General features: G+C 64.7%; 24 protein-coding genes. 13 read left to right on the forward strand and 11 right to left on the reverse strand.

Translation table 11 applies throughout. The features are described from left to right. Positions 1-13: 13 nt before the first annotated feature. Positions 14-2,005 (reverse strand): sensor histidine kinase, encoded by a 1,992-nt coding sequence (locus K5H97_RS25715; protein WP_028690409.1) that lies wholly within the window; start codon positions 2,003-2,005, stop codon positions 14-16. Positions 2,006-2,270: 265 nt separating this feature from the next. Between K5H97_RS25715 and K5H97_RS25720 the strand changes: the two genes are divergently transcribed. From K5H97_RS25720 to lnt, 8 genes are all read left to right on the forward strand, one after another. Beyond that, positions 2,271-3,068: a hydroxymethylpyrimidine/phosphomethylpyrimidine kinase gene (locus K5H97_RS25720; protein ID WP_028690408.1), complete on the forward strand. Its 798-nt coding sequence runs from the start codon at positions 2,271-2,273 to the stop codon at positions 3,066-3,068. Positions 3,069-3,082: 14 nt separating this feature from the next. Next, positions 3,083-3,706, forward strand: a complete 624-nt coding sequence (gene thiE / locus K5H97_RS25725; protein ID WP_028690407.1) for a thiamine phosphate synthase — start codon at positions 3,083-3,085, stop codon at positions 3,704-3,706. A gap of 17 nt (positions 3,707-3,723) precedes the next feature. Continuing rightward, on the forward strand, positions 3,724-5,007 hold the full coding sequence (gene hemL / locus K5H97_RS25730; RefSeq protein ID WP_028690406.1) for a glutamate-1-semialdehyde 2,1-aminomutase: 1,284 nt from the start codon (positions 3,724-3,726) through the stop codon (positions 5,005-5,007). Between the two features lie 196 nt (positions 5,008-5,203). Further along, positions 5,204-5,749 carry a tetratricopeptide repeat protein gene (locus tag K5H97_RS25735; RefSeq protein WP_028690405.1) on the forward strand — a complete coding sequence of 182 codons (546 nt, stop codon included), beginning with the start codon at positions 5,204-5,206 and terminating at the stop codon, positions 5,747-5,749. A 179-nt stretch (positions 5,750-5,928) separates the two neighbouring features. Beyond that, positions 5,929-6,927 carry a PhoH family protein gene (locus tag K5H97_RS25740; protein ID WP_028690404.1) on the forward strand — a complete coding sequence of 333 codons (999 nt, stop codon included), beginning with the start codon at positions 5,929-5,931 and terminating at the stop codon, positions 6,925-6,927. Further along, a complete protein-coding gene (ybeY, locus tag K5H97_RS25745; protein ID WP_028690403.1) occupies positions 6,920-7,393 on the forward strand; it encodes an rRNA maturation RNase YbeY in 474 nt (157 codons plus the stop codon). Before K5H97_RS25740 ends, ybeY begins: the two co-directional genes overlap by 8 nt. Positions 7,394-7,419: 26 nt before the next feature. Then, a complete protein-coding gene (locus tag K5H97_RS25750; RefSeq protein ID WP_028690402.1) occupies positions 7,420-8,259 on the forward strand; it encodes an HlyC/CorC family transporter in 840 nt (279 codons plus the stop codon). A gap of 8 nt (positions 8,260-8,267) precedes the next feature. Next, complete coding sequence (gene lnt, locus K5H97_RS25755; RefSeq protein WP_028690401.1) at positions 8,268-9,785, forward strand: apolipoprotein N-acyltransferase; 1,518 nt, start codon at positions 8,268-8,270, stop codon at positions 9,783-9,785. Between the two features lie 145 nt (positions 9,786-9,930). On the opposite strand, the gene K5H97_RS25760 is transcribed toward lnt, so the two are convergent. Next, positions 9,931-10,692: a YdcF family protein gene (locus tag K5H97_RS25760; protein ID WP_028690400.1), complete on the reverse strand. Its 762-nt coding sequence runs from the start codon at positions 10,690-10,692 to the stop codon at positions 9,931-9,933. Between the two features lie 126 nt (positions 10,693-10,818). Next, on the reverse strand, positions 10,819-11,133 hold the full coding sequence (locus K5H97_RS25765) for a hypothetical protein (RefSeq protein ID WP_028690399.1): 315 nt from the start codon (positions 11,131-11,133) through the stop codon (positions 10,819-10,821). A gap of 240 nt (positions 11,134-11,373) precedes the next feature. Here K5H97_RS25765 and leuS point away from each other — a divergent pair, with 240 nt between their 5' ends. From leuS to K5H97_RS25790, 5 genes are all read left to right on the forward strand, one after another. Next, positions 11,374-13,980, forward strand: a complete 2,607-nt coding sequence (leuS, locus tag K5H97_RS25770; protein ID WP_028690398.1) for a leucine--tRNA ligase — start codon at positions 11,374-11,376, stop codon at positions 13,978-13,980. A 62-nt stretch (positions 13,981-14,042) separates the two neighbouring features. Further along, a complete protein-coding gene (locus K5H97_RS25775; protein ID WP_028690397.1) occupies positions 14,043-14,648 on the forward strand; it encodes an LPS-assembly lipoprotein LptE in 606 nt (201 codons plus the stop codon). 37 nt (positions 14,649-14,685) lie between these two features. Beyond that, positions 14,686-15,723 (forward strand): DNA polymerase III subunit delta, encoded by a 1,038-nt coding sequence (holA, locus tag K5H97_RS25780; RefSeq protein ID WP_028690396.1) that lies wholly within the window; start codon positions 14,686-14,688, stop codon positions 15,721-15,723. A 102-nt stretch (positions 15,724-15,825) separates the two neighbouring features. After that, entirely contained in the window at positions 15,826-15,990 is a 165-nt protein-coding gene (arfA, locus tag K5H97_RS25785; RefSeq protein ID WP_028690395.1) for an alternative ribosome rescue factor ArfA, read from the forward strand. Positions 15,991-16,051: 61 nt separating this feature from the next. Further along, complete coding sequence (locus K5H97_RS25790) at positions 16,052-17,365, forward strand: lytic murein transglycosylase (RefSeq protein ID WP_028690394.1); 1,314 nt, start codon at positions 16,052-16,054, stop codon at positions 17,363-17,365. 72 nt (positions 17,366-17,437) lie between these two features. On the opposite strand, the gene K5H97_RS25795 is transcribed toward K5H97_RS25790, so the two are convergent. The 8 genes from K5H97_RS25795 to rodA all read right to left on the reverse strand — a co-directional run bounded on the left by K5H97_RS25795 (position 17,438) and on the right by rodA (position 25,050). Next, positions 17,438-18,376: a S66 peptidase family protein gene (locus K5H97_RS25795; RefSeq protein WP_028690393.1), complete on the reverse strand. Its 939-nt coding sequence runs from the start codon at positions 18,374-18,376 to the stop codon at positions 17,438-17,440. A gap of 102 nt (positions 18,377-18,478) precedes the next feature. Further along, positions 18,479-19,495 carry a lipoyl synthase gene (gene lipA, locus K5H97_RS25800; RefSeq protein WP_028690392.1) on the reverse strand — a complete coding sequence of 339 codons (1,017 nt, stop codon included), beginning with the start codon at positions 19,493-19,495 and terminating at the stop codon, positions 18,479-18,481. Between the two features lie 2 nt (positions 19,496-19,497). Continuing rightward, a complete protein-coding gene (gene lipB, locus K5H97_RS25805; protein ID WP_028690391.1) occupies positions 19,498-20,145 on the reverse strand; it encodes a lipoyl(octanoyl) transferase LipB in 648 nt (215 codons plus the stop codon). Continuing rightward, positions 20,145-20,420 carry a DUF493 domain-containing protein gene (locus K5H97_RS25810; protein WP_011535839.1) on the reverse strand — a complete coding sequence of 92 codons (276 nt, stop codon included), beginning with the start codon at positions 20,418-20,420 and terminating at the stop codon, positions 20,145-20,147. Before K5H97_RS25810 ends, lipB begins: the two co-directional genes overlap by 1 nt. A 73-nt stretch (positions 20,421-20,493) precedes the next feature. Further along, on the reverse strand, positions 20,494-21,654 hold the full coding sequence (locus K5H97_RS25815) for a D-alanyl-D-alanine carboxypeptidase family protein (protein WP_028690390.1): 1,161 nt from the start codon (positions 21,652-21,654) through the stop codon (positions 20,494-20,496). A gap of 265 nt (positions 21,655-21,919) precedes the next feature. Continuing rightward, the gene (locus K5H97_RS25820) at positions 21,920-22,918 is read right to left on the reverse strand and encodes a septal ring lytic transglycosylase RlpA family protein (protein ID WP_028690389.1); all 999 of its coding nucleotides are present in this window, start codon (positions 22,916-22,918) and stop codon (positions 21,920-21,922) included. Next, positions 22,919-23,929: a lytic murein transglycosylase B gene (gene mltB / locus K5H97_RS25825; RefSeq protein ID WP_028690388.1), complete on the reverse strand. Its 1,011-nt coding sequence runs from the start codon at positions 23,927-23,929 to the stop codon at positions 22,919-22,921. A gap of 17 nt (positions 23,930-23,946) precedes the next feature. After that, positions 23,947-25,050 carry a rod shape-determining protein RodA gene (rodA, locus tag K5H97_RS25830; RefSeq protein WP_051555660.1) on the reverse strand — a complete coding sequence of 368 codons (1,104 nt, stop codon included), beginning with the start codon at positions 25,048-25,050 and terminating at the stop codon, positions 23,947-23,949. Between the last annotated feature and the right edge of the window lie 13 nt (positions 25,051-25,063).

Raw genomic sequence — 25,063 nt, forward strand, 5'->3', positions numbered from 1 at the left:
ACCAACGGACTCGTCAGAAGCGCTCCATCCCCGAAACGGCACGCGTCGGCGGTATCTGCACCTGCGCCACCGCGAGGGCCAGGGTCAGCTCGAAGCGGCTGCCCAGCCCCGGCGTCGACTCATGGGACAGCTGCGCACCGATCAACTCGCCCAGTTGCCGGCAGATCGACAGGCCGATGCCCAGCCCGCCGTAACTCCGGGTCATCGAGCCGTCCACCTGCGAAAAGCGCTGGTACAGCACCGCCTGGTCCAGGTCGTCGAAGCCGATGCCGCTGTCGCTGACCGTGAGGCTCAGGACCAAGCTGTCCGGCCCGGTGCGCCGGCCACGGGCCTGCACGGTGACACCGCCCTGATGGGTGAACTTCAGCCCGTTATCCACCAGGCAGGCGAGGCAGCGGGCGAGCTTCTGCGCATCGCCGACCAGGCTGTCGGGCAGGTCGGCGGGGATGTCCAGGCTCAGGTACAGGCCCTTGGCCAGCGCCTGGCTGGCATAGCCGGCGCGCAGTTCCTGGAGCAGGCGTCGCAGGCTGAACGCCATGCCCTGGTTGCGCAGGCGCCCGGCCTGCAGTTCGGTGAGGATCAGGATGTCGTCAACCATCGCCATCATGTCCTGGGCGGAACCTGTGGCGGTGCGATGGTACTGGGCCTGCTCGGCGCTCATGGGCAAGGTATGCAGCAGCTCCAGCGATCCAATCACGCCGTTCATCGGCGTGCGCAGTTCATGGGTCACGGTGGCCAGGAACTCGTCCTTGAGCCGGTTGCTACGCGCCAGTTGCAGGTTCAGTTGTTCCAGGGTGCGCCCGGTCTCGCGCAGGGTCTGTGCCTGCTGCTCGCGCAGGCTGTTGATGCGGTCGGCCAGGGCCAGCGACAGCAGCGCTACCTCCAGTGCCGAGCCGAGCTGGCTGGCGTACATGGTAATGAACACGTTGGGCAGGTAGCCCAACACCATCAGGGTGTTGACCAACCCGCCAACGAGGAAGGCGGTCCAGGCGATGATGAACCAGCGCGCCACGCGCAAACCGCGCCACCAGGCATAGAGCCCGGCGCTGAAGATACCGACGGTGAACAGCAGCGCCAACACCGTGGCCATGCGCAGCGCCACACCGTAGCGCAAGCTCACTGCCAGCACCATGACCAGCGCGCCGCCGGCCATCAACCCCTTGAGCAGGCGGTCGAAGCCCCGGCTGAGGCTGCCAAGTTGCAGGAAGTGGCGGGCGAACTGGCAGCCGAACAGCCCGGCGGCACCGATGAACAACGGAGTGGCGGCGTTGGCCCACCACGGGCTGTCGGGCCAGAAATAGGCGATGCCAGCGCCGTTGACCGACACCTGGTAGAGACCGAACGAAGCGATATAAAGGATGTAGTACAGGTAGCTGACATCACGCACGCTGAGGTAGATGAACAGGTTGTACACCAGCATCACCAGCAGCACGCCGTAAATCATGCCCAGCACGTAAAGGCGTGTGGGCTGGTCTTCCAGGTAGGCCTCGGCCGACCACAAAGTCAGCGGCGCCTGGATCGAGCCCTGGCTGTGCAGGCGCAGGTAGGCGGTGGTCGCCTGGCCGGGCTGCAGCGGCAATTCGAACAGGTAGTTGTTCTGGCGAATCTCCCGGCTGGCATAGGGCAGCGCGTCACCGGTGCGCCGGGCCAGGCGATAGGTGCCCTGAGCATCCGGCAGGTAGAGTTCCAGGTGATCCAGCGGCGGATAGGCGAGTTCCAGCAGCCACTGGCGTGGCGCAGCCGAAGGGGCGGCGGCATAGGCAAGATCGACCCGCAGCCAGAACACCGACGTGGAGTAGCCCGCATTGAGCACGTCGTCCTGATGCGCCTGGAAGCGCCCGGCGAACGCCGCGGAACTGACCTGGGCGATGCTGGCGCTGCCATCGTGGTCTTCATAGACCTGCATGTACCGACCCAGCGGCAGGCGTCCGGTGGCGTCGTCGAATTCGACCGCTCCGGCCAGCACGGGCAAGCAGCCCAGAAGCACAATCAGCAAATAGCGCATACAGCCCCAGCATGGCCTGTCCGGTCGCGTCGCGGTTGCCTCCCATCCCTTTGAGACGACGTGATCCAGCAGAACCCATTTATCGAGTTATCCGAGCACTCTAGCATAGCCTCCAGCACTGGCAATGAGCCACCCAGATTTTGAACGCAGAGGCTCTAGAATGCATATTTCAGAATATACAGCCAGGCCAAACTGACCACATGATCAGCAATTCTCTCGCCGCGAGCGAACCGCAGAAAAAGGTTTGGTGATAAGCTCGCCGACCATGAATACCTACAGCTCCCGCCCCGTTGTCCTCTGTCTCTCCGGCCACGACCCCAGTGGTGGCGCCGGGCTGCAGGCAGATATCGAAGCCCTGATCGCCCAGGGCTGTCACGCCGCGCCCGCCGTGACAGCCCTGACCGTGCAGGATACCGTCAACGTTTCCGACTTCCGCGTGCTCGACCGCGAGTGGGTCTTGGCCCAGGCCAACGCCGTGCTGGCCGATTCCACGGTGGCCGCGGTGAAGCTGGGCATGCTCGGCTCGATCGAGATGGTCGACACCGTCGCCGAACTGCTCGGCGCCCATCCGCACCTGCCACTGGTCTGCGACCCGGTGCTGCGCGCCGGCGGCGGCGGTCGCCTGGGCAAGGACGAGGTCGGCTACGCGCTGCGCGAACGCCTGCTGCCGCTGGCCACCATTGCCACGCCGAACCTGCCGGAGGCGCGTATCCTGGCGGAACTGCCTGAAGGCACCGCGGACGAATGCGCCGAAAAGCTGCTGCCGTTCTGTAGACACCTGCTGATCACCGGCGGTCACGGCGACGAAGTGGAAATTCACAACCGCCTGTATAGCCGCGACGACCAGCAGCACACCTGGACTTGCCAGCGCCTGCCTGGCAGCTACCACGGCTCGGGCTGCACCCTGGCCAGCGCCCTGGCCGGCCGCCTGGCCCTGGGCGAAAATTTGACCAGCGCCGTGCGCAGCGCCCTGGACTACACCTGGCGGACCCTGCGCGACGCCGAACAACTGGGCAAGGGCCAGTACGTGCCGCGCCGCCTGCCCCTGGATTTCTGTTCCTGACTCGAGGCTACCCGATGACGCTCCGCGGTCTGTATGCCATCACCGACAGCCAGCTGCTCGCCGGCCGTTTTCTGAGCCATGTCGAGGCAGCACTCGAAGGCGGTGTCTGCCTGCTGCAGTACCGCGACAAGAGCGAAGACGCCGGACGTCGCCTGCGCGAAGCTGAAGCGCTGACCAAGCTTTGCGAACGCTACGGCACTCAGTTGATCATCAACGACGACGCCGAACTGGCCGCGCGCCTGGGCGTCGGCGTGCACCTGGGCCAGACCGACGGCCCGCTCACCCCGGCACGCGCCCTGCTCGGCCGCCAGGCGATCATCGGCTCGACCTGCCACGCCAGCCTCGACCTCGCGCAGCAGGCCGCCAGCGAAGGCGCCAGCTATGTCGCCTTCGGTCGCTTTTTCAATTCCGTCACCAAACCGGGCGCGCCCGCCGCCAGCGTCGAACTGCTGGAACAAGCCCGCGCCCAGGTCAAGCTGCCGATCGCCGTCATCGGCGGCATCACCCTCGACAACGCCGCCCCGCTGGTCGCCCATGGCGCCGACCTGCTGGCGGTGATCCACGGCCTGTTCGGTGCCGACAGCGCGCAGGAAGTCACCCGCCGCGCCCGCGCCTTCAACGCCCTGTTCGTTTCCTGATTTCGAGAGAAGACTCCATGTCCCGTTCCGAAGCCCTGTTCGCCCAAGCCCAGAAACACATCCCCGGCGGCGTCAACTCGCCGGTGCGCGCCTTCAAGAGCGTCGGCGGCACCCCGTTGTTCTTCAAGCACGCCGAAGGCGCCTACGTCATCGACGAGGACGACAAGCGTTATGTCGACTATGTCGGTTCCTGGGGCCCGATGATTCTCGGCCACGGCCACCCCGACGTGCTGGATGCCGTGCGCAGACAACTCGAGCACGGCCTGTCCTACGGCGCGCCGACCGCCATGGAAACCGAGATGGCCGACCTGGTCTGCTCGATCGTGCCGTCGATGGAGATGGTGCGCATGGTCAGCTCCGGCACCGAGGCGACCATGAGCGCCATCCGCCTGGCCCGTGGCTACACCGGCCGCGACGCCATCATCAAGTTCGAGGGCTGCTACCACGGTCACTCCGACAGCCTGCTGGTCAAGGCCGGTTCCGGCCTGCTGACCCAAGGCGTGCCAAGCTCGGCCGGGGTGCCGGCGGACTTCGCCAAGCACACCCTGACCCTGCCGTTCAACGACATCGCCGCCGTCGAGAAGACCCTGGCCGACGTCGGCCAGAGCGTCGCCTGCATCATCGTCGAGCCCGTGGCCGGCAACATGAACTGCGTCCCCCCGGCGCCGGGCTTCCTCGAAGGCCTGCGTACGCTGTGCGACCAGCATGGCGTGGTACTGATCTTCGATGAAGTGATGACCGGCTTCCGTGTGTCGCTGGGTGGCGCCCAGGGCCACTACGGCATCACCCCGGACCTGTCGACCTTCGGCAAGATCGTCGGCGGCGGCATGCCGGTCGGCTGCTTCGGCGGCAAGCGTGAAATCATGGGTTGCATCGCCCCGCTGGGTCCGGTCTACCAGGCCGGCACCCTGTCGGGCAACCCGCTGGCGATGGCCGCGGGCCTGACCACCCTGAAGCTGATCAGCCGCCCGGGCTTCCATGACGAGCTGAGCGCCTTCACCAGCCGCATGCTCGATGGCCTGCAACAACGCGCCGATGCCGCCGGCATCCCATTCGTCACCACCCAGGCGGGCGCCATGTTCGGCCTGTACTTCAGCGGTGCCGACGACATCGTCACCTTCGACGACGTGATGGCAAGCGATGCCGAGCGTTTCAAGCGTTTCTTCCACCTGATGCTCGACGGCGGCGTGTACCTGGCGCCAAGCGCCTTCGAGGCGGGCTTCACCTCCATCGCCCATGGCGACAAGGAACTGCAGATCACCCTGGACGCCGCCGAAAAGGCCTTCGCTGCCCTGAAGTAAATAGCTGCCCCCCTTTGTGGGAGCTGCCTTGCCGCTCCCGCAAAGGTCAGTACCATCAATAAATCCCCATGCGCAATCAGTTGGCTCCCTCAACCCAGTAGAAATCTGAGTAAAACTTTGTAAGGTAGGCGCTGCTTATCCCATAATGTGCCACCAGAGACATTGGCCGTAGCTTTGCAGAGGTAAGTCGATCCCCATGAACCGCACCGGCCGCGCCCTGACCCTGGGCTGCCTGTTGCTTCTTCAGCCTCTGCTGACCTTGGCGGAGGGCGGAAACTCGTTGCTGATTCCAACGACGGGCCGCTGCACGCTCGATACCGCACCCGAAGACCTGCAGAACGCCCTGAAGGCCTGCGAGCAGACGGCGGAATCCGGGGATGCCGAAGCGCAGTACGAGCTGGGCGAGTTCTACTACAGCGGCACGCCGCGCCATCTCGACAAGGCGCTCAAGTGGTTCGAAAAGGCCTCGCTGCAGGGCCAGGGCCAGGCCCAGTACCGCCTGGGCTCGATGTTCTTCCATGGCGAAGGGGTCAAGGCCAATAACGTGCAGGCCTACATCCTGCTCAAGATCGCCGCGGTCAACGGCGCCGAAGACGCCCTGGACATGGCCGACGAAGTTACCGAGCAGATGCCCCGCGACGAGCTCGAGCACGCCACCCAGGTGCTCGGCCAGATCTTCCGCAAATACCTGCTGGAACTGCAGAACGCCGAAGGTCGCACGCCTTTCTCGCCCCTGCCCTGAGCCGCCCCGGCCCCTGCACGGCCCACCGGCATCACCGTTTCGTCAACTTGCCCTGCCATGATCGGCACGCGGATCGGAAGCGTCGCACCGACCCTTGATCGTTTCAGTGCTTTCGCCACTGCCACTCAAGGGTTATTCTTGAGTTCACATTCATTGCCGTCGAGCGGCTAAAAACGACCTTGAACGCACCCATACAACCCCATCGTTTCATCCTCGAACCCTTCGAGGCCCATCGTTTCGCCAACCTGTGCGGCCAGTTCGACGAGCACCTGCGCCTGATCGAACAACGCCTGGCCATCGAGATCCGCAACCGCGGCAATCAATTCGAACTGATTGGCGAACCCAAGACCACCTTCGCCGCCGAACAGTTGCTGCGCCGCCTCTATCGCGAGGCCAAGGCCACCGACCTGTCGCCGGAAACGGTCCATCTCTATCTCCAGGAGTCGACGGTCGAGACCCTCGAGAACCCGGCGGTCAACGAAGTCAGCGTTTCGCTGCGCACGCGCAAGGGCAACATCCGTCCGCGCGGCGTCAACCAGCAACGCTACGTCAAAGAGATCCTGGCCAACGACATCAACTTCGGCATTGGCCCGGCCGGTACCGGCAAGACCTACCTGGCCGTGGCCTGCGCGGTCGATGCGCTGGAGCGCGAACAGGTGCGCCGCATCCTGCTGGTGCGCCCGGCGGTCGAGGCCGGCGAAAAGCTCGGCTTCCTGCCCGGCGATCTCGCCCAGAAGATCGACCCGTACCTGCGCCCTCTCTACGACGCGCTCTACGAAATGCTCGGCTTCGAGCACGTGGCCAAGCTCATCGAGCGCCAGGTGATCGAGATCGCGCCATTGGCCTACATGCGCGGCCGTACCCTGAACAACAGCTTCATCATCCTCGACGAGAGCCAGAACACTACCCTCGAGCAGATGAAGATGTTCCTCACCCGCATCGGCTTCGGCTCGACCGCGGTGATCACCGGCGACATCACCCAGGTCGACCTGCCCCGCGGCACCAAGTCGGGTCTGGCCCATGTGATCGAGGTGCTCAAGGACGTCCCGGGTATCAGCTTCACCCATTTCCAGCCCAAGGACGTGGTACGCCACCCGTTGGTGCAGCGTATCGTCGAAGCCTACGACCGCTTCGACGCCCGTCAGGCCAAGCCCGAGGCACCCGGCAAAGATGCTTGAACTCGACCTGCAACGGGCCACGGACGCCGCTACCCCCGATGACGCCGCCTTGCGCCGCTGGTGCGAACTTGCCCTGCGCCAGCGCAGCGCCGACTCGGAAATGACCATTCGCCTGGTCGACGAAGCCGAAGGCCGCGAGCTGAACCACACCTATCGGCACAAGGACTACGCAACCAACGTGCTGTCCTTCCCCGCCGACGTGCCCGACGAGCTGCTCGACATCCCGCTGCTGGGCGACCTGGTGATCTGCGTGCCGGTGGTCGAGCGCGAGGCCGCCGAACAGGGCAAGTCCCTGGAGGCGCACTGGGCGCACCTGGTCATCCACGGCTGCCTGCACCTGCTCGGCTACGACCACATCGAAGAGGATGAAGCCGAGGAAATGGAAGCGTTGGAACGGCAATTGCTGGCGGAACTGGGTCATCCGGACCCTTACGCCGACGACGAAACCGAAACAATCACACACTGATACTGCAAGGATCACGAGTAACCGCCATGAGCGAAGACCGATCGAGCAACGGGCAGAAGTCCTGGCTGGGTAAACTGACCCAGGCTTTTGCCCATGAGCCGAAAAACCGCCAGGAGCTCCTCGAGCTGCTGCGCGAAGCCCATCAGAACAAGCTGCTCGACAGCGAAGCGCTGACCATCGTCGAAGGCGCCATTCAGGTCGCCGACCTGCAGGTGCGCGACATCATGGTGCCGCGCTCGCAGATGATCAGCATCAAGGCCAGCCAGTCGCCGCGCGAGTTCCTGCCGGCGGTGATCGACGCCGCGCACTCGCGCTACCCGGTGATCGGCGAGAGCCATGACGATGTGCTCGGCATCCTGCTCGCCAAGGACCTGCTGCCGCTGATCCTCAAGGAGAACGGCGACAGCTTCAACATCAAGGACCTGCTGCGCCCGGCCACCTTCGTGCCCGAGTCCAAGCGTCTGAACGTGCTGCTGCGCGAGTTCCGCGCCAACCACAACCACATGGCCATCGTCATCGACGAGTACGGCGGCGTGGCGGGCCTGGTGACCATCGAGGACGTGCTCGAGCAGATCGTCGGTGATATCGAGGACGAGCACGATGTCGAGGAAGACAGCTACATCAAGCCGCTGCCCAGCGGCGACTTCCTGGTCAAGGCGCTGACGCCGATCGAGAACTTCAACGGGTTCTTCGACAGCGAATTCTCCGATGACGAGTTCGACACCGTCGGCGGTTTGGTGATGAGCGCTTTCGGCCATCTGCCCAAGCGCAATGAAACCACCGAGATCGGCGGCTACCGCTTCCGTATTCTCAACGCAGACAGCCGGCGGGTACACCTGCTGCGCCTGACCCCGATCAACCGTTAAGGACGAAAATGCGCTGGATCACCCGCCCCGGCTGGCCCGGTAACCTGCTGGCCATGGCGGCCGGCGCTTCCACCCTGCTGGCCCTGGCACCGTTCGACGTCTGGCCACTGGCCATCCTCTCCATCGCCCTGTTCTACGCCGGCCTGCGCGAACTGACGCCGCGCCAGGCCTTGGGCCGTGGCTGGTGCTTCGGCTTCGGCCTCTACGGCGCCGGCACCTGGTGGATCTACGTCAGCATGAACACCTACGGGGGCGCCTCGCCACTGCTGGCGATCGCCCTGCTGCTGGCGTTCTTCGCCTGCCTGGCGTTCTTCTTTGCCTTGCCCGCCTGGCTCTGGGCGCGCTGGCTGCGCCGCGACGAGGCGCCACTGGCCGATGCCCTGTGCTTCGCCGCCCTGTGGTTGCTGCAGGAGGCCTTCCGTGGCTGGTTCCTCACCGGCTTTCCCTGGCTGTACGCTGGCTACAGCCAGCTCGACGGTCCACTCGCCGGCCTCGCCCCGTTGGGCGGCGTCTGGCTGGTGTCCTTCGTCCTGGCCTTGAGCGCCGCCTTGCTGTGCAACCTGTACCGCCTGCGTGAACGCCGTTCGTTCCTGGCGGTCGGCGCGGTGTTGCTGGTGGCGCCGTGGATCCTCGGCCTGGCCCTCAAGGACCATGCCTGGACCGAGCCGGTGGGCGATCCGCTGAAGGTCGCCGCCCTGCAGGGCAATGTCGAGCAAGACTTGAAATGGGACCCGGCACACATCAATGCGCAACTGGCGCTGTACCGCGACATGAGCTTCAGCTCGAAACCCGTCGACCTGCTGGTCTGGCCGGAAACCGCCGTGCCGGTGCTCAAGGACCAGGCCCAGGGCTACATCGACATGATGGGCAGCTTTGCCGCCGAACGGCACTCGGCGCTGATCACCGGGGTACCGGTGCGGCAGATGGTCCACCATCAGCGCCGCTACTTCAACGGCGTCACCGTGACCGGCGAAGGCGACGGCACCTACCTCAAGCAGAAGCTGGTGCCGTTCGGTGAGTACGTGCCACTGCAGGACATGCTGCGCGGCCTGATCGAGTTCTTCAACCTGCCGATGTCGGACTTCGCCCGCGGCCCCGAGGACCAGCCCCTGCTGCAGGCCAAGGGTTACCAGGTCGCCCCGTACATCTGCTACGAAGTGGTCTATCCCGAGTTCGCCGCCAGCCTTGCCGCACGCAGCGACCTGTTGCTGACCATCAGCAACGACACCTGGTTCGGTACATCGATCGGCCCGCTGCAGCACCTACAGATGGCCCAGATGCGTGCCTTGGAGGCCGGTCGCTGGATGATCCGCGCCACCAACAACGGCGTGACGGCACTGATCGACCCGTTCGGCAGGATCACCGCGCAAATCCCGCAGTTCCAGCGGGGCGTGCTGTACGGCGAAGTGGTGCCGATGCAACAGCTGACGCCCTACCTGCAATGGCGCTCGTGGCCGCTGGCGATCGTCTGCGTGCTATTGCTGGGTTGGGCGCTGCTGGCCGGGCGGATTGCCAAGACAGTCTGATCGACACCCCCCTGTAGGAGCGGCCTTGTGTCGCGAAAGGGCTGCGAAGCAGCCCCAGCGGTCTTTGCGTCGACAATGAGATCCTGGGGCCGCCTTGCGGCCCTTTCGCGACACAACGCCGCTCAGAGGGTGTGTACGCTGGACATCAGTAGAACAACCGATACCCCAGCAACCCCACCGCCTCGTTCAGCAACTGCCCGCTCTGCCACATGGCCCGGCTTTCCGGCAGCAACCCGGCGAACGGTCGCGCATGATCGCGCCCGAGGAAGCCCACCGGCGCCGACACCACCTCGAACCCGGCCCGCTCGAAGCTCCAGCGCGAACGCTGCATGTGCCAGGCCTGGGTCACCACCACCACGCGCCTGATGCCCAGTGGCTGCAACACCTTGGCGCTGAACTCGGCGTTTTCCCAAGTGGTGCGGCTAGCCTCCTCCTTCCAGGTGACCTTCACAGCAAAGTCGGCCAGCAGCCGGTCAGCCATCAGCTGAGCTTCACTGGGCGGCGTGCCATAGTGCAAGCCACCGCTGGTCAGCACCGGCAACCTCGAGGCCTTGGCCAGCTGGGCGGCATAGCGCATGCGCTCCAGCGCGATGTAGGTCGGCTGGTCGGTGCCTTCCCACGCTGGATCACCGCGCTCGCGCCCGGCCCCCAGGATCACGATGGCATCGGCCCTGGTCGCCAGACTCGACCATTCATCGGCCCTCAACGCTGGCTCTGTTTCAAGAGCCCGGGCAACCTGCTCGACAGTCAACGGCAGGCTCATCAACCACAAGCCCCCCAAGCCCAGGGCAAAACAGGCCGCCGCCAGACGCGGACGGCGACGGCGCCACCACCAGGCAGCCAGCAACAGCAGGAACAGGATGCCGGGCGGCATCAGCCATTGTTTGATGAAAAAGCGCAGCGGCATCACACACCTCCATGGAAGGCGTGCAGCCTAAGAGGATCGGCACCGGGCCTCAAGGGCAACCGGCGCCGATCGATGCATGCATTGCGTAAAACCGGCGCGTCGATCCGCGCCTGCAACCCTGAACGGCTATCGGAACGGCAACGTCCTGGAGCTGGCTGGAGCGCCGGAGCGCTTGCGGTCCTTGAGCCAGACGATCCTGGCCGAGGAAGGCTCCGGTTGCGGGTAGGCACCGGCACTGGCAAAACGGCTCTCCGGAAGGGTTTCCAGATAGGCCTTGATGACCTCGAACTCGGCATGACTCAGGCCACGCAACTCCAGTTCGGCAGGCATCTCGTCGCGCAATCGCACCGAGGTCCTGGCCACTTCCAGTGCCAGGCCAAGGCGGTCGATCAGGCGTTCATATAGCTCCGGCTTGTTTGCGGTTAGTTGCGACTCTCCCATCCGTTCACCTCATTGAAGGTAAGAATATCTCCCCCCACAGATGAGCTTAGCGTCACTCGCAAAAGCGACCGGGCGCCGCGACCAACGGCCCGGGCGACGGGCAATGCAATCAGGGTTTCCCACGACGCGCGGCGCTCATGTATGCTACGGCGTTCACTCTCATAAGATACCGGAGTGCCGGACGCAGCGAGGTCGAGCTGCCTGGAACATGTCTCTTATTCCTCTCAATACAAAGTAGCCATGCACGAACAATACACGCCCCGTGATGTAGAAGCCGCCGCCCAGAATGCCTGGGACGAGCAACAATCGTTCGCTGTCACCGAACAGCCAGGCAAAGACACGTACTACTGCCTATCGATGTTCCCGTACCCGAGCGGCAAGCTACACATGGGCCACGTGCGCAACTACACCATCGGTGACGTGATCGCCCGCTACCAGCGCATGCTGGGCAAGAACGTCCTGCAACCGATGGGCTGGGACGCTTTCGGCATGCCGGCGGAAAACGCCGCGATGAAGAACAACGTCGCCCCGGCCAAGTGGACCTACGAGAACATCGACTACATGAAGACCCAGCTCAAGAGCCTGGGTCTGGCCATCGACTGGTCGCGTGAAGTCACCACCTGCAAGCCGGACTACTACCGCTGGGAGCAGTGGCTGTTCACCCGCCTGTTCGAGAAGGGCATCATCTACCGCAAGAACGGCACCGTGAACTGGGACCCGGCGGACCAGACCGTACTGGCCAACGAGCAGGTCATCGACGGCCGTGGTTGGCGTTCGGGCGCGCTGATCGAGAAGCGCGAAATCCCGATGTACTACTTCCGCATCACCGACTACGCCGACGAGTTGCTGGAAAGCCTCGATGAGCTGCCGGGCTGGCCCGAGCAGGTCAAGACCATGCAGCGCAACTGGATCGGCAAGTCCCGCGGCATGGAGGTGCAGTTCCCGTACGACCAGGCCAGCATCGGTCACCCGGGCACCCTGAAGGTCTTCACCACCCGCCCGGACACCCTGATGGGCGCGACCTACGTGGCCGTCGCCGCCGAACACCCGCTGGCCACCCAGGCCGCCCAGGGCAACCCGGCGCTGCAGGCGTTCATCGACGAGTGCAAGAGCGGCAGCGTCGCCGAGGCCGACATGGCCACGCAGGAGAAGAAAGGCATGGCCACTTCCCTGTTCGTCGAGCACCCGCTGACCGGCGAAAAACTGCCGGTGTGGGTCGCCAACTACGTATTGATGCACTACGGCGACGGCGCGGTCATGGCCGTGCCGGCCCATGACGAGCGCGACTTCGAGTTCGCCCACAAGTACAACCTGCCGGTCAAGGCAGTGGTGCGCACCAGCGTCGGCGACGAAGTCGGCAGCGAGTGGCTGGCCGCCTACGGCGAGCATGGCCAGCTGATCAACTCCGGCGAGTTCGACGGCCTGGACTTCCAGGGCGCCTTCGACGCCATCGAGGCCGCGCTGATCCGCAAGGACCTGGGCAAGTCGCGCACCCAGTTCCGCCTGCGCGACTGGGGCATCAGCCGCCAGCGCTACTGGGGCTGCCCGATCCCGATCATCCACTGCCCGTCCTGCGGCGACGTACCTGTGCCGGAAGACCAGCTGCCCGTCACCCTGCCGGAAAACGTTGTCCCAGACGGCGCCGGCTCGCCGCTGGCGCGTATGCCCGAATTCTATGAGTGCACCTGCCCGAAATGCGGCACCGCGGCCAAGCGCGAAACCGACACCATGGACACCTTCGTGGAGTCGTCCTGGTACTTCGCCCGCTACGCCTCGCCGAACTACGACAAGGGCCTGGTCGACCCCAAAGCCGCCAACCACTGGCTGCCGGTGGACCAGTATATCGGCGGTATCGAACACGCAATCCTGCACCTGCTGTACGCGCGCTTCTTCCACAAGCTGATGCGCGACGAAGGCCTGGTGACCTCCAACGAGCCGTTCAAGAACCTGCTGACCCAGGGCATGGTCGTCGCCGAAACCTACTACCGTGTCGCCAGCAACGGTGGCAAGGACTGGTTCAACCCGGCCGACGTCGAGGTCGAGCGTGACGCCAAGGCCAAGATCATCGGCGCGCGCCTGAAGACCGACGGCCTGCCGGTGGAAATCGGCGGCACCGAGAAGATGTCGAAGTCGAAGAACAACGGCGTCGACCCGCAATCGATGATCGAGCAGTACGGCGCCGATACCTGCCGCCTGTTCATGATGTTCGCCTCGCCGCCCGACATGAGCCTGGAGTGGTCCGACTCCGGCGTCGAGGGTGCCAGCCGCTTCCTGCGCCGCGTCTGGCGCCTGGCCCAGGCCCATGTGGCCCAGGGCCTGCCGGGCCCGCTGGACATCGCCGCCCTGAGCGACGAGCAGAAGGTCATCCGCCGCGCCATCCACGCCGCCATCAAGCAAGCCAGCACCGACGTGGGCCAGTACCACAAGTTCAATACCGCCATCGCCCAGGTGATGACCGTGATGAACGTGCTGGAAAAGGCCCCACAGGCCACCGCCCAGGACCGCGCGCTGCTGCACGAAGGCCTCGAGGCCGTCACCCTGCTGCTGGCACCGATCACCCCGCACATCTCCCACGAGCTGTGGAAGGCGCTGGGCCATGATCAGGCGGCGATCGACGCGGCCTGGCCGACCGTCGACGAAAGCGCCCTGGTGCAGGACACCGTGACCCTGGTGGTGCAGGTCAACGGCAAGCTGCGTGGCCAGGTCGAAATGCCGGCCGCCGCCAGCCGCGAGGACATCGAAGCCGCCGCCCGCAGCAACGAGAACGTCCTGCGCTTCACCGACGGCCTGACCATCCGCAAGGTCATCGTCGTACCGGGCAAACTGGTCAACATCGTCGCCAACTGATGGCAACGCCCGCCTGCACACCCTGCAGGCGGGCGTAATCGGTCCACGAGGGAGCTACACACATGATCAAACGCAATCTGCTGGTAATGGGCCTGGCTGTCCTGCTCAGCGCCTGCGGTTTCCAGCTGCGCGGCACAGGCACCACCGAGCTGACCATCAAGGAACTGGACCTCAGCGCACGCAACGCCTATGGCGAAACCGTCACCCAACTGCGCCGCACGCTGCAGAACAGCGGCGTGAAGGTCTACGCCGGTGCACCATACAAGCTCGTGCTTACCAATGAGCAGGAGACCCAGCGCGCTGCGACCTACACGGGCGGTAACCGCTCGGCCGAATACGAGCTGACCACCGTGCTGAACTATGTGGTCGAAGGCCAGAACGACACCGTGCTGCTGGAAGACAAGCTGCAAGTGCAAAAGTACTACGTGTATGACGGCAACAACATCAACGGCTCAGGCCAGGAGGCAGCGCAGGTCCGCCAGGAAATGCGTCGCGACCTGGTGCAGGGCATGATGGTTCGCCTGCAGCAGCTTACCCCGGCACGTCTGGACGACCTTCAGCGCAAGGCTGACGAGCGCGCCAAAGCCGAGGCACGCGCCCTGCAGGAAGCCCAGCGTATCCAGGACGAGACACCTCAGCAATCGCCACTGGAAGTCCCGGCTCCCTGAGCCTGAACGGGGCACCTGAGGTGCCCCGCCTCTCCCCATGAAGCTCGCGCCCGCCCAACTCAACAAACACCTGCAAGGCCCGTTGGCACCTGTCTATATTGTCAGCGGCGACGATCCGCTGCTGTGCCAGGAAGCCGCCGACGCCATCCGCAGCGCCGCGCGCCAGCAGGGCTATGACGAACGCCAGGTGTTCAGCGCCGACGCCAATTTCGACTGGGGCAACCTGCTGCTGGCCGGCGCCAGCCTGTCGCTCTTTGCCCAGCGCCGATTGCTGGAACTGCGCCTGCCCTCGGGCAAGCCCGGCGACAAGGGCGCCGCCGCGCTAATGGAATACTGCGCCAATCCGGCCGAAGACACACTGCTGCTGATCAGCCTGCCCAAGCTCGACGGCAGCGCGCAGAAGACCAAGTGGGGCAAGGCGCTGATCGAAGGCGCGCACTGTCAGTTCATACAGATCTGGCCGGTGGACGCCCAGCAGTTACCGCAGTGGATCAACCAGCGCCTGTCACAGGCCGGCCTGTCAGCCCAGCGTGATGCTGTCGACCTGATTGCCGCTCGGGTCGAGGGCAACCTGCTGGCGGCCGCCCAGGAGATCGAAAAGCTCAAGCTGCTGGCCGAAGGCAACCAGATCACCGTGGAGACCGTCCAGGCCGCCGTCGCCGACAGTGCCCGTTTTGATGTCTTCGGTCTGGTTGACGCCATTCTCAACGGCGAGGCGGCCCATGCCTTGCGCATGCTCGAAGGGTTGCGCGGCGAAGGCGTGGAGCCGCCGGTGATTCTCTGGGCCCTGGCCCGCGAGCTGCGCCTGCTGGCGGGGCTTGCACAGCAGTTCAGCCAGGGCGTACCGCTGGACAAGGCATTCAGCCAGGCCCGCCCGCCGGTGTGGGACAAACGTCGTCCGTTGGTGAGCAAGGCCTTGCAGCGCCTCTCCGCGCAGCGCTGGGCCATGCTGCTGCAGGATGCCCAGCGTATCGATGCGCAGATCAAGGGACAGGCCGAGGGCTCGCCGTGGACCAGCCTGGCTCGCTTGTCCCTGCTCATGGCCGGACAGCGCTTGGCACTGCCTGCCGAATAAAGCGCATCGCGGGCAGTCCGCCGCCATAAACACAATCAATTGGCTCACGTAGCGCGACAGGCCTAAAGTGCGCCCGCCATCCACCCAGACCGGGAACCCGCCATGAGCAAGAAGCCGAAAAAGCACGGCCCCAACAAGGCCAAGTCCATCGTCGCCCAACCGCTGTTCCGCTGCCGCCAGGAACGGCCGGAAAAAGGCAAAGGCAGCTACCGCCGCGAAGCCTTCCAATCGAGAGATTGGGAGGCTTCCTGCTTTATGGCGGCATGAAAGGCATGAAATGCGCAGGCATGGTATGGTCGGCACCTGACCTGCAATTCTGGATCCGTGCATGCCCTCTCGTCTCACTCTCCGCTGGCAACCCCGCCAGCTGATCGCGGCCACAAGCTTCATCCTGCTCGTCGCCTGCGCCGAGAAACCCACCGCCGCCGACGCCCTGCCGCTGGCGCCCGCCCAGCCCGCTCCCGTCGTCACCCTGCCCGGCACCGCGCCCGAGGCAAGCAGTGAAATCCAGCCCCTGCAGACCTTCGCCCAATGGCAGGCCGGCTTCCGCCAGCAAGCCCTGCAGGCCGGTATCAGTGCCAACCTGTTCGACCGCGCCTTCCTCGGCGTCACCCCGGACATGGACGTGATCAAGGCCGACCGCAGCCAGCCCGAGTTCACCCGCCCGGTCTGGGAATACCTGGACGGCGCCCTGTCGCCACTGCGCGTGCGCAACGGCAAGAAACTGCTCGAGCAAAATGCCGAGCTGCTGGCCCGCATCGAGCAGCGCTACGGTGTCGATCGCCAGGTCCTGGTCTCGGTATGGGGCATGGAAAGCAACTTCGGCCAGTTCCAGGGCAGCAAGTCGGTGATCCGCTCACTGGCCACCCTGGCCTATGAGGGCCGCCGCCCACAGTTCGCCCAGGACCAGCTGATCGCCGCCCTGCAGATCCTGCAGAACGGCGACATCCAGCCCGACGCGATGCGCGGCTCCTGGGCCGGCGCCATGGGTCAGACCCAGTTCATCCCGACCACCTATCTTACCCACGCGGTGGACTTCGACGGTGACGGCCGCCGCGACATCTGGAACAGCACCGCCGACGCCCTGGCATCCACCGCGCACTACCTGCAGGCGTCCGGCTGGAAGCGTGGCCAGCCTTGGGGCTTCGAAGTGCAGGTGCCCGCCGGCTTCGACTACTGGCTGGCCGATGGCAGCCAGCGCAAGAGTGTCAGCGAATGGCTGCAGCTGGGCGTGAAACTGCCTGCCGGTACCACGCTGCCCGCCGGCAGCAGCCAGCTGTCCGCCGCCCTGCTGCTGCCTGCGGGCGCCCGTGGGCCGGCGTTCCTGGTGCTGGACAACTTCCGCGCCATCCTCAAGTACAACAATTCGTCGTCCTACGCGCTGGCGGTCAGCCTGCTGGGAGATCGCTTCTACGGGTGGGGGTTCATTGCCGGCAGCTGGCCGAAAGAAGACCTGCCATTGAGCCGCAGCGAACGAATCGAGCTGCAGACCTTGCTCAATGCCAAGGGGCATGAAGCAGGCAATCCGGATGGGATCATCGGCGCCAATACCCGCAAGGCGATCCGCACTGCCCAGCAGGCGCAGGGTTGGCCAGCGGATGGGTATCCGACGCACAAGCTGCTAGATAGCCTGCGTCGCTAGAGGAACGCGGGGGCGCTCTGCGCCCCATTCGCGGTACAGACCGAATTGGGCTGCCAAGCAGCCCAAGCGATCTCAACCCCTGAACAGATCCTGCAACAGCACCAGACTCTGCTCTTCGGCATCCAGCCGCACTTTTGCACCCAACGGCAAGCACACATTCGGATCACAGTGCCCACTGCGCCACCCGGCCAGCACCGGCACCCCGAGCGGACCGAAGATATCCAACAGCAGCGGCGTCAACGCCGCCACCGTGATCCCGGCAAAGTCCCCCACCAGCACTCCTCGCACCCCTTCCAGCTTGCCGGCCAGGCGCAGCTGGGTCAGTAGCCGGTCGACACGGTAGAGCGGCTCGTTGACGTCCTCGATAAACAGGATGCTGTCCTGGGTATCGACTTGCGCCAGCGTCCCCAGCGTGGCACCGAGCAGCGACAGGTTGCCACCCACCAGACGCCCGCTGGCAGCCCCGGGCACCACGCTGGTGAGCGGGAACTCGACAGGATGGCCAATAGCATCGCCCGCCCCCAGACGCCCCCGCAATTGCCCGAACAGTGAGCTGACGGTCGGCTCAAGCTTGCCCCCCAGCAGGTCGGCATTGAGCATGGCGCCATGGAAGGCCAGCATCCCGGCATGTCGGTTGAGCGCCGAATGCAGGGCGGTGATGTCGCTGTAACCTACCAACGGCTTGGGATGGCGACGGATCAGTTCGAAGTCGATGCGGTCCAGCAGGCGCATGCTGCCGTAACCGCCGCGCATGCACAGGATGGCGTCGATATCCGGGGCACTGAACGCATCGTGCAGGTCGCGCAGGCGCTGCTCGTCGCCGCCGGCAAGGTAACCGTCCGCCTGCAGCACTCCAGGGTAGATGCGGCATTGCTGACCACGCTCTTCGAACCATTGACGGGCCTTGTCGGTATCCAGCCGCGCCGGCCCAGCCGGTGCGACGATGGCGAAGCAGGCGTTGTCAGGCAAGGCCTTGGGCAACAGGTATTCAGCAGTTTCCAGGCAGTTCATCGCGCCACTCCTTGCAGCTTGTCGCTTGAAACAGATCGCTCAAAAACAAAAATGCCGATGCCGCCTTCCGGCGCGCATCGGCATGTCCCGCTCAAGCCCGGTTCAGAGCTTGATCTTGGCTTCGTGGGCCTGCTGATCGGCGTGGTACGACGAGCGCACCAGCGGGCCGGAGGCGACGTTCTTGAAGCCCATCTTGTAACCTTCCTCGGCGAACCAGGCGAAGGTGTCCGGGTGCACGAAGCGCTGTACCGGCAGGTGGTTGCGCGACGGCTGCAGGTACTGGCCGAGGGTCAGCATGTCGATGTCGTGCTCGCGCATCCGGTGCATGACCTCGATCACCTCGTCGTCGGTCTCGCCCAGGCCCAGCATCAGGCCGGACTTGGTCGGCACGTGCGGGACCATCTGCTTGAACTTCTGCAGCAGGTCCAGCGACCAGTCGTAGTCCGAGCCAGGACGCGCGGCCTTGTACAGGCGCGGCACGGTCTCGAGGTTGTGGTTGAACACGTCCGGCGGGGTCTGCGCGGTGATTTCCAGCGCCACGTCCATGCGCCCACGGTAGTCCGGTACCAGGGTTTCCAGCTGGACGCCCGGCGACAGCGCACGGATTTCGCGGATGCAGTCGGCGAAGTGCTGGGCACCGCCGTCACGCAGGTCGTCGCGGTCCACCGAGGTGATCACCACGTACTTCAGACGCAAGTCGGCGATGGCGATGGCCAGGTTCTTCGGCTCGTCCAGGTCCAGGGGCTTCGGACGGCCGTGGCCAACGTCGCAGAACGGGCAGCGGCGGGTGCAGATGTCGCCCATGATCATGAAGGTCGCGGTGCCGCCGGAGAAGCACTCGCCCAGGTTCGGGCAGGAGGCCTCTTCGCACACGCTGTGCAGCTTGTGCTTGCGCAGCAGTTGCTTGATGCGGTCGACCTCCGGCGAAACCGGGATGCGTACGCGAATCCAGTCGGGCTTTTTCGGCAGCTCTTCGGTGGGGATGATTTTCACCGGGATGCGCGCCACCTTCTCGGCGCCGCGCAATTTCACGCCGGCCTCGACTTTTTTGGGCGCAGGGCGCGGAGTCACGTCTTGCGTGGGGATCAGGTTCGGCACGGCTTCTTGCACAGTTGTCATAATCAGTCGATTCCGCCCGTGAGGGTCGTCTGCTCAGCATAGTCGAGGTGCCTGACCAGCTGTCCGCGCAGCCTCGTCCTGACCTCGTCGAGTTCGATCGGGCCTGCCAGGTCACGCAGCTGGGTCATGGCCAGCCCCGCATACCCACAGGGGTTGATTCGGCGGAATGGCGCAAGGTCCATGTCCACGTTCAGGGCAAGGCCGTGGAAGGAACGACCGTTGCGAATTCGAAGGCCAAGGGACGCGATCTTCGCGCCATCGACGTAGACGCCCGGGGCATCGGGCTTGGCCGCGGCCTGCACACCGTAGCTGGCGAGCAGGTCGATGAGCGTCTGCTCGATGCGGCTGACCAGCTCGCGCACGCCGATGCTCAGGCGCCGCACATCCAACAGCAGGTAGGCCACCAGTTGGCCGGGGCCGTGGTAGGTGACCTGGCCGCCGCGGTCAGTCTGCACCACCGGGATTTCCCCCGGGATCAGCAGGTGCTCGGCCTTGCCGGCCTGGCCCTGGGTGAATACCGGCGGGTGCTCGACCAGCCAGACTTCGTCCTGACTGTCCGGGCCGCGTTGCTCGGTAAAGCGGCGCATGGCCTCCAGCACCGGTTCATAGGGCTGCAGGCCAAGATCGCGAATACCGAGCACACCGGACATCACAGCACCATTTTCACGATGCCGGTGGCACGCAGGGCACTGTTGATGTCGTGCAGCTGGTTCTCGCTCTCGGCAACGATATGCAGTTGTACCGTAGTGTACTTGCCTTCCTTGCTCTGGCGCTCGGCCAGGGTCGACAGGTCGACCTTGGCGTGCTTGCTGAGGATCTCGATCACGGTGTCGCGGAAACCGACAACGGTGTCGCCGATCACCTTGATCGGGTAGTCCTCGCAGGGGAATTCGATCTTGTGCGACTTGACGTCTTCTTCGCTCATGGCGGAAACGGCCTCGTAAGCCGTGGCAGCAACATCGCCCCCGCCTGGTTCACGGGGGCGTGCAGGTCACGTATCAGTTGAACAAACCGTAGAAGAACAGGCGGATGCTATCCCACATACGGCCGAAGAAACCAGCTTCCTCCACGCCGTCGAGGGCGATGAGGTCAGCGCTGTGAACCACTTTCTCGTCCAGTTTGACTTCCACTTTGCCGATCACGTCACCTTTGGCGATTGGAGCGGTCAGTTGCGGATTCATGGTCATCGAAGCCTGGAGGCGTTTCAATTGGCCTTTAGGCATGGTCATGGTCAGGTCGTTGGCCAGGCCGGCTTTCACCTGATTGGTCGCGCCTTTCCATACCTGGGCCTGGGTCAGCTCGGTACCTTTCTGGTAGAAGGTCTGGGTTTCGAAGAAGCGGAAACCGTAGGTCAGCAGCTTCTGGGTCTCGGCGGCGCGGGACTGCTCGCTGTTGGTGCCGAACACCACGGCGATCAGGCGCTGGCCGTCACGCACGGCCGAGGCGACCATGCAGTAGCCGGCTTCGTCGGTGTGGCCAGTCTTCAGGCCATCGACGGTCTTGTCGCGCCACAGCAGCAGGTTGCGGTTAGGCTGCTTGATGTTGTTCCAGAAGAACTCTTTCTGCGAGTAGATGGCGTAGTGCGCCGGATCTTCGTTGATGATCGCGCGCGCCAGCAGGGCCATGTCGTGGGCCGAGGAGTAGTGGTCCGGGTTCGGCAGGCCGGTCGGGTTCATGAAGTGGCTGTTGGCCATGCCCAGGTCGGCGGCGGTCTTGTTCATCATGTCGGCGAAGGCGTCTTCGCTGCCGGCGATGTGCTCGGACAGGGCGACCGAGGCATCGTTGCCAGACTGGATGATGATGCCGTGCAGCAGGTCGCTGACGGTCACCTGGCTGCCGACCTTGATGAACATGCGCGAACCGCCGGTACGCCAGGCGTTCTCGCTGACGGTCACCGGGTCGTTCTCGCCGATCTGACCGCGACGGATGTCGAGGGTGGCGATGTAGGCGGTCATCAGCTTGGTCAGGCTGGCCGGCGGCAGGCGTTCGTCACCGTTGTTCTCGACCAGCACGTTGCCGCTGGACGCGTCCATCAGTACATAGGACTTGGCGGCCAGTTGCGGTGGTGCCGGCATCATCTGCTCCGCTGCGAACGCAGCGGGCATGATCATCAGCAGAACGGGCAGGCAAAGTCGTTTGGCAAGGTTGGTGATGTTCATCCGTCTCTCGTAAATCGCTAATGGTCTGATGTTCCGTGGGCAAGTTCGTTTGCCCAGCGCCCCGTCAGTCTAGTTTTATGGCCGATGGCCTGGCCCGACAGTGCGACGTAATGCCGCTGCGGGCAAAAGCGGGCATTGTACATGTCATTGCCCGGCAATTCATGAACAAACCGACAGGTCGGCGTGTCGATTCATCGCGGGGCAAGCCCGCTCCCACGCCATCTGCAAGGCGGAACGTGGGAGCGGGCTTGCCCCGCGATTGGTCTCAATCAGTGACGACCTTGGCCTGGCCGAGATTGGCCAGGCGAATGCTGTCCTGCGCCTGCTGGATCTCACCCTGGCTGTTGATCGGCCCCAGGCGCACCCGGTGCAAGGTCTGCTGGTTGCGCACCACCGAGCTGATGAACACCGGTGCGCTGACCATGGTGCTCAGCTTCGAGCGCAGCAACTCGGCAGCATCCGGATTGGCAAACGCGCCCACTTGCAGGATGCTGCCACCGCTGGCGTTCGGCACGTTGTTGCCACCCACCTGCACCGGCACCACCGGCGCCGCGTGCTGTTGCGGCGGCGGGGTCCACTGCTCGACCCGACCGGTGCTGGCAGGAAGCGGCTGGGCCTGGGCCACCTGCGGCTCCTTGAGCACCATCGGCGGCTGCTGGCCACGCTGGGCCCACCATTGCTGCGGATCGATGCCTTCGACGCGTACATGGGCAGTGCCGATCTCGGCATAGCCGAGCTTCTTGGCCGCGGCGTAGGACAGGTCGATGATGCGGTCGGAGTAGAACGGGCCACGGTCATTGACCCGCAGGATCACGCTACGGCCGTTGGCCAGGTTGGTCACCCGCACGTAGGCAGGCAGCGGCAGGGTCTTGTGCGCCGCGCTCATGCCATACAGGTCGTACAGCTCACCGTTGGCGGTGTTCTGCCCATGGAACTTGGTGCCGTACCAGGAGGCAGTACCCTCGGCGCGGTAGTTGCGCGAGTCCTGCATCGGGTAGTAGGTCTTGCCCAGCACCGTGTAGGGGTTGGCCTTGTAGTTGCCGGTATGCACGGTCGGCGTGGCGTCGGGGATCTTGTTCACGTCCACATCCCACCAAGGCGCGCCGTCCTTGTGCGCGCGGTTGATATCCAGGCCCGGCTGCGCACGCACGGTGTTGCCGCTCTGCGGGGTGGAGGGCCGGCTCGACGAGCAACTGGCCAGTACCAGGCCGACGGCGACGCAGGTGAGCAGTTTTGCGGTATTGACGGTGAAGAGTTCGCGCATTTACTTGACGCCCCGTGCCAGAACCAGCTGTTCCGAAAGCTGATGCACCGCCATGGCATACATCACGCTGCGGTTGTAGCGAGTGATCGCGTAGAAGTTTTTCAGGCCCATCCAGTACTCGGGGCCATCCGCGCCTTCCAGGCGGAAGGCGGTGACCGGCAGATCATCGCGCAACGCATCATGACCCGACCAGCCCAGCGCCCGCAACTGCGCGACAGTCCTGGTCGGCTCGATGCCGGTGGTCAGGCCTTCGTCGGCCCGCGCGCCGGCCACGTCGGCGCGGCTGACCACAGGCTCCCCGGGCACCCAGCCGTGGCGCTTGAAGTAGCTGGCGACACTGCCGATGGCATCGTCCGGGTTGTTCCAGATATTGATGTGGCCGTCGCCGTCGAAGTCCACGGCATAGGCGCGGAAGCTACTCGGCATGAACTGCGGCAGGCCCATGGCGCCGGCGTAGGAACCCTTGAGCGTAAGCGGATCGAGCTGTTCCTCGCGGGCCAGCAGGAGGAACTCGCGTAGCTCCTTGCGGAAGAATTCGGCCCGCGGCGGGTAGTCGAAACCGAGCGTGGACAGGGCATCGATGACCCGGTAGTTGCCGGTGTTGCGGCCGAAGAAGGTCTCCACGCCGATGATCGCGACGATGTATTGCGCCGGCACACCGTATTCCTGCTCGGCGCGGGCCAGCACGGCTTCGTGCTGGCGCCAGAAGTCCACACCGCGGGCGATGCGCGCGTCGGTGATGAACATCGGGCGGTACTCCTTCCACGGTTTGACGCGCTCGGCCGGCCGCGAAATCGCGTCGAGGATCGCCTGCTTGCGTTGCACCTCGCGGAACACGCCCATCAGCTGCTCCCCGGCAAAGCCGTAGTCGCGGGTCATCTCGCCAACGAACTCGGCCACCTGCGGCGAGCCATCGTAGTCGCCGGCATTGGCCTGCTGGATTGCGCCGAACAGCCCCATCGCGCCGAACCACGGCGCCAGGCGGGCAGCCCAGCCACGCACTGCTTGCATGAAATTCTTCACCTTTTTCAAACCTGTGCAATCCACTTGCGGTGCGTATGGATCGACATGAGAACGCCAAACGCTGACAGCAGCGTCACCAACGAAGTTCCGCCATAGCTGATGAAGGGCAGCGGCACGCCCACCACGGGCAGGAGGCCGCTGACCATACCGATATTGACGAACACATAAACAAAGAAGGTCATGGTCAGGCTGCCCGCGAGCAGCTTGCCGAACAGGGTCTGGGCCTGGGCCGTGATCATCAGCCCGCGGCCAATCAGCAGGATGTAGATCAGCAGCAGCAGACAGATGCCGACCAGGCCGAACTCCTCGCCGAGCACGGCGATGATGAAGTCGGTGTGGCTTTCCGGCAGGAAGTCCAGGTGCGACTGGGTGCCCAGCAGCCAGCCCTTGCCAAACACCCCGCCCGAACCGATCGCCGCCTTGGACTGGATGATGTTCCAGCCGGTGCCCAGCGGGTCGCTTTCCGGGTCGAGAAAGGTCAGTACGCGCTGCTTCTGGTAGTCGTGCATGACGAAGAACCACATCGCCACCGCCACCGGCACCGCCGCAGCGATCACGCTGACGATCCAGCGCCAGCGCAGCCCGCCCATGAACAGCACGAAAGCGCCGGAGGCGAGGATCAACAGCGCCGTGCCCAGGTCCGGCTGGCGCACGATGAGGATGAACGGCACGCCAATCAGGACCAGGCTGATCGCCACATGCTTGAGGTGAGGCGGCAAGGTGCGCTTGGACAGGTACCAGGCGATGGTCGCCGGCATGATGATCTTCATGAATTCCGAGGGCTGGAAGCGGATCACCCCGGGAATGTTGATCCAGCGCGTCGCGCCCATGGCGTTGTGGCCCATGACGTCCACCACGACCAGCAGGAACACCCCGGCCAGGTAGGCCAGCGGCACCCAGCGCGCCATGAAGCGCGGCTCGAGCTGGGCGATGATGAACATCGACACCAGGCCGATGCCGAACGAGCTGGCCTGCTTCATCAACAGGTCCCAGTTCTTGCCGCTGGCCGAATACAGCACGAACAGGCTGCCAGCGGCGAGCGTCAGCAGGATGAGCAGCAAGGGGCCGTCGATATGAATGCGCTGCAGGAAGCTGGCGCGCCTGCGCATCACGTCCTCGCTG

Source organism: Pseudomonas mosselii, from assembly GCF_019823065.1.
Classification (GTDB): Bacteria; Pseudomonadota; Gammaproteobacteria; order Pseudomonadales; family Pseudomonadaceae; genus Aquipseudomonas; species Aquipseudomonas mosselii.

Excerpts from the sequence above, each read along its gene's own strand:
- K5H97_RS25715 (WP_028690409.1), bottom strand. The coding sequence starts at position 2,005 with ATGCGCTATTTGCTGATTGTGCTTCTGGGCTGCTTGCCCGTGCTGGCC.
- K5H97_RS25720 (WP_028690408.1), top strand. The coding sequence starts at position 2,271 with ATGAATACCTACAGCTCCCGCCCCGTTGTCCTCTGTCTCTCCGGCCAC.
- thiE (WP_028690407.1), top strand. The coding sequence starts at position 3,083 with ATGACGCTCCGCGGTCTGTATGCCATCACCGACAGCCAGCTGCTCGCC.
- hemL (WP_028690406.1), top strand. The coding sequence starts at position 3,724 with ATGTCCCGTTCCGAAGCCCTGTTCGCCCAAGCCCAGAAACACATCCCC.
- K5H97_RS25735 (WP_028690405.1), top strand. The coding sequence starts at position 5,204 with ATGAACCGCACCGGCCGCGCCCTGACCCTGGGCTGCCTGTTGCTTCTT.
- ybeY (WP_028690403.1), top strand. The coding sequence starts at position 6,920 with ATGCTTGAACTCGACCTGCAACGGGCCACGGACGCCGCTACCCCCGAT.
- K5H97_RS25750 (WP_028690402.1), top strand. The coding sequence starts at position 7,420 with ATGAGCGAAGACCGATCGAGCAACGGGCAGAAGTCCTGGCTGGGTAAA.
- lnt (WP_028690401.1), top strand. The coding sequence starts at position 8,268 with ATGCGCTGGATCACCCGCCCCGGCTGGCCCGGTAACCTGCTGGCCATG.
- K5H97_RS25760 (WP_028690400.1), bottom strand. The coding sequence starts at position 10,692 with ATGCCGCTGCGCTTTTTCATCAAACAATGGCTGATGCCGCCCGGCATC.
- K5H97_RS25765 (WP_028690399.1), bottom strand. The coding sequence starts at position 11,133 with ATGGGAGAGTCGCAACTAACCGCAAACAAGCCGGAGCTATATGAACGC.
- leuS (WP_028690398.1), top strand. The coding sequence starts at position 11,374 with ATGCACGAACAATACACGCCCCGTGATGTAGAAGCCGCCGCCCAGAAT.
- K5H97_RS25775 (WP_028690397.1), top strand. The coding sequence starts at position 14,043 with ATGATCAAACGCAATCTGCTGGTAATGGGCCTGGCTGTCCTGCTCAGC.
- holA (WP_028690396.1), top strand. The coding sequence starts at position 14,686 with ATGAAGCTCGCGCCCGCCCAACTCAACAAACACCTGCAAGGCCCGTTG.
- arfA (WP_028690395.1), top strand. The coding sequence starts at position 15,826 with ATGAGCAAGAAGCCGAAAAAGCACGGCCCCAACAAGGCCAAGTCCATC.
- K5H97_RS25790 (WP_028690394.1), top strand. The coding sequence starts at position 16,052 with ATGCCCTCTCGTCTCACTCTCCGCTGGCAACCCCGCCAGCTGATCGCG.
- K5H97_RS25795 (WP_028690393.1), bottom strand. The coding sequence starts at position 18,376 with ATGAACTGCCTGGAAACTGCTGAATACCTGTTGCCCAAGGCCTTGCCT.
- lipA (WP_028690392.1), bottom strand. The coding sequence starts at position 19,495 with ATGACAACTGTGCAAGAAGCCGTGCCGAACCTGATCCCCACGCAAGAC.
- lipB (WP_028690391.1), bottom strand. The coding sequence starts at position 20,145 with ATGTCCGGTGTGCTCGGTATTCGCGATCTTGGCCTGCAGCCCTATGAA.
- K5H97_RS25810 (WP_011535839.1), bottom strand. The coding sequence starts at position 20,420 with ATGAGCGAAGAAGACGTCAAGTCGCACAAGATCGAATTCCCCTGCGAG.
- K5H97_RS25815 (WP_028690390.1), bottom strand. The coding sequence starts at position 21,654 with ATGAACATCACCAACCTTGCCAAACGACTTTGCCTGCCCGTTCTGCTG.
- K5H97_RS25820 (WP_028690389.1), bottom strand. The coding sequence starts at position 22,918 with ATGCGCGAACTCTTCACCGTCAATACCGCAAAACTGCTCACCTGCGTC.
- mltB (WP_028690388.1), bottom strand. The coding sequence starts at position 23,929 with ATGCAAGCAGTGCGTGGCTGGGCTGCCCGCCTGGCGCCGTGGTTCGGC.
- rodA (WP_051555660.1), bottom strand. The coding sequence starts at position 25,050 with ATGCGCAGGCGCGCCAGCTTCCTGCAGCGCATTCATATCGACGGCCCC.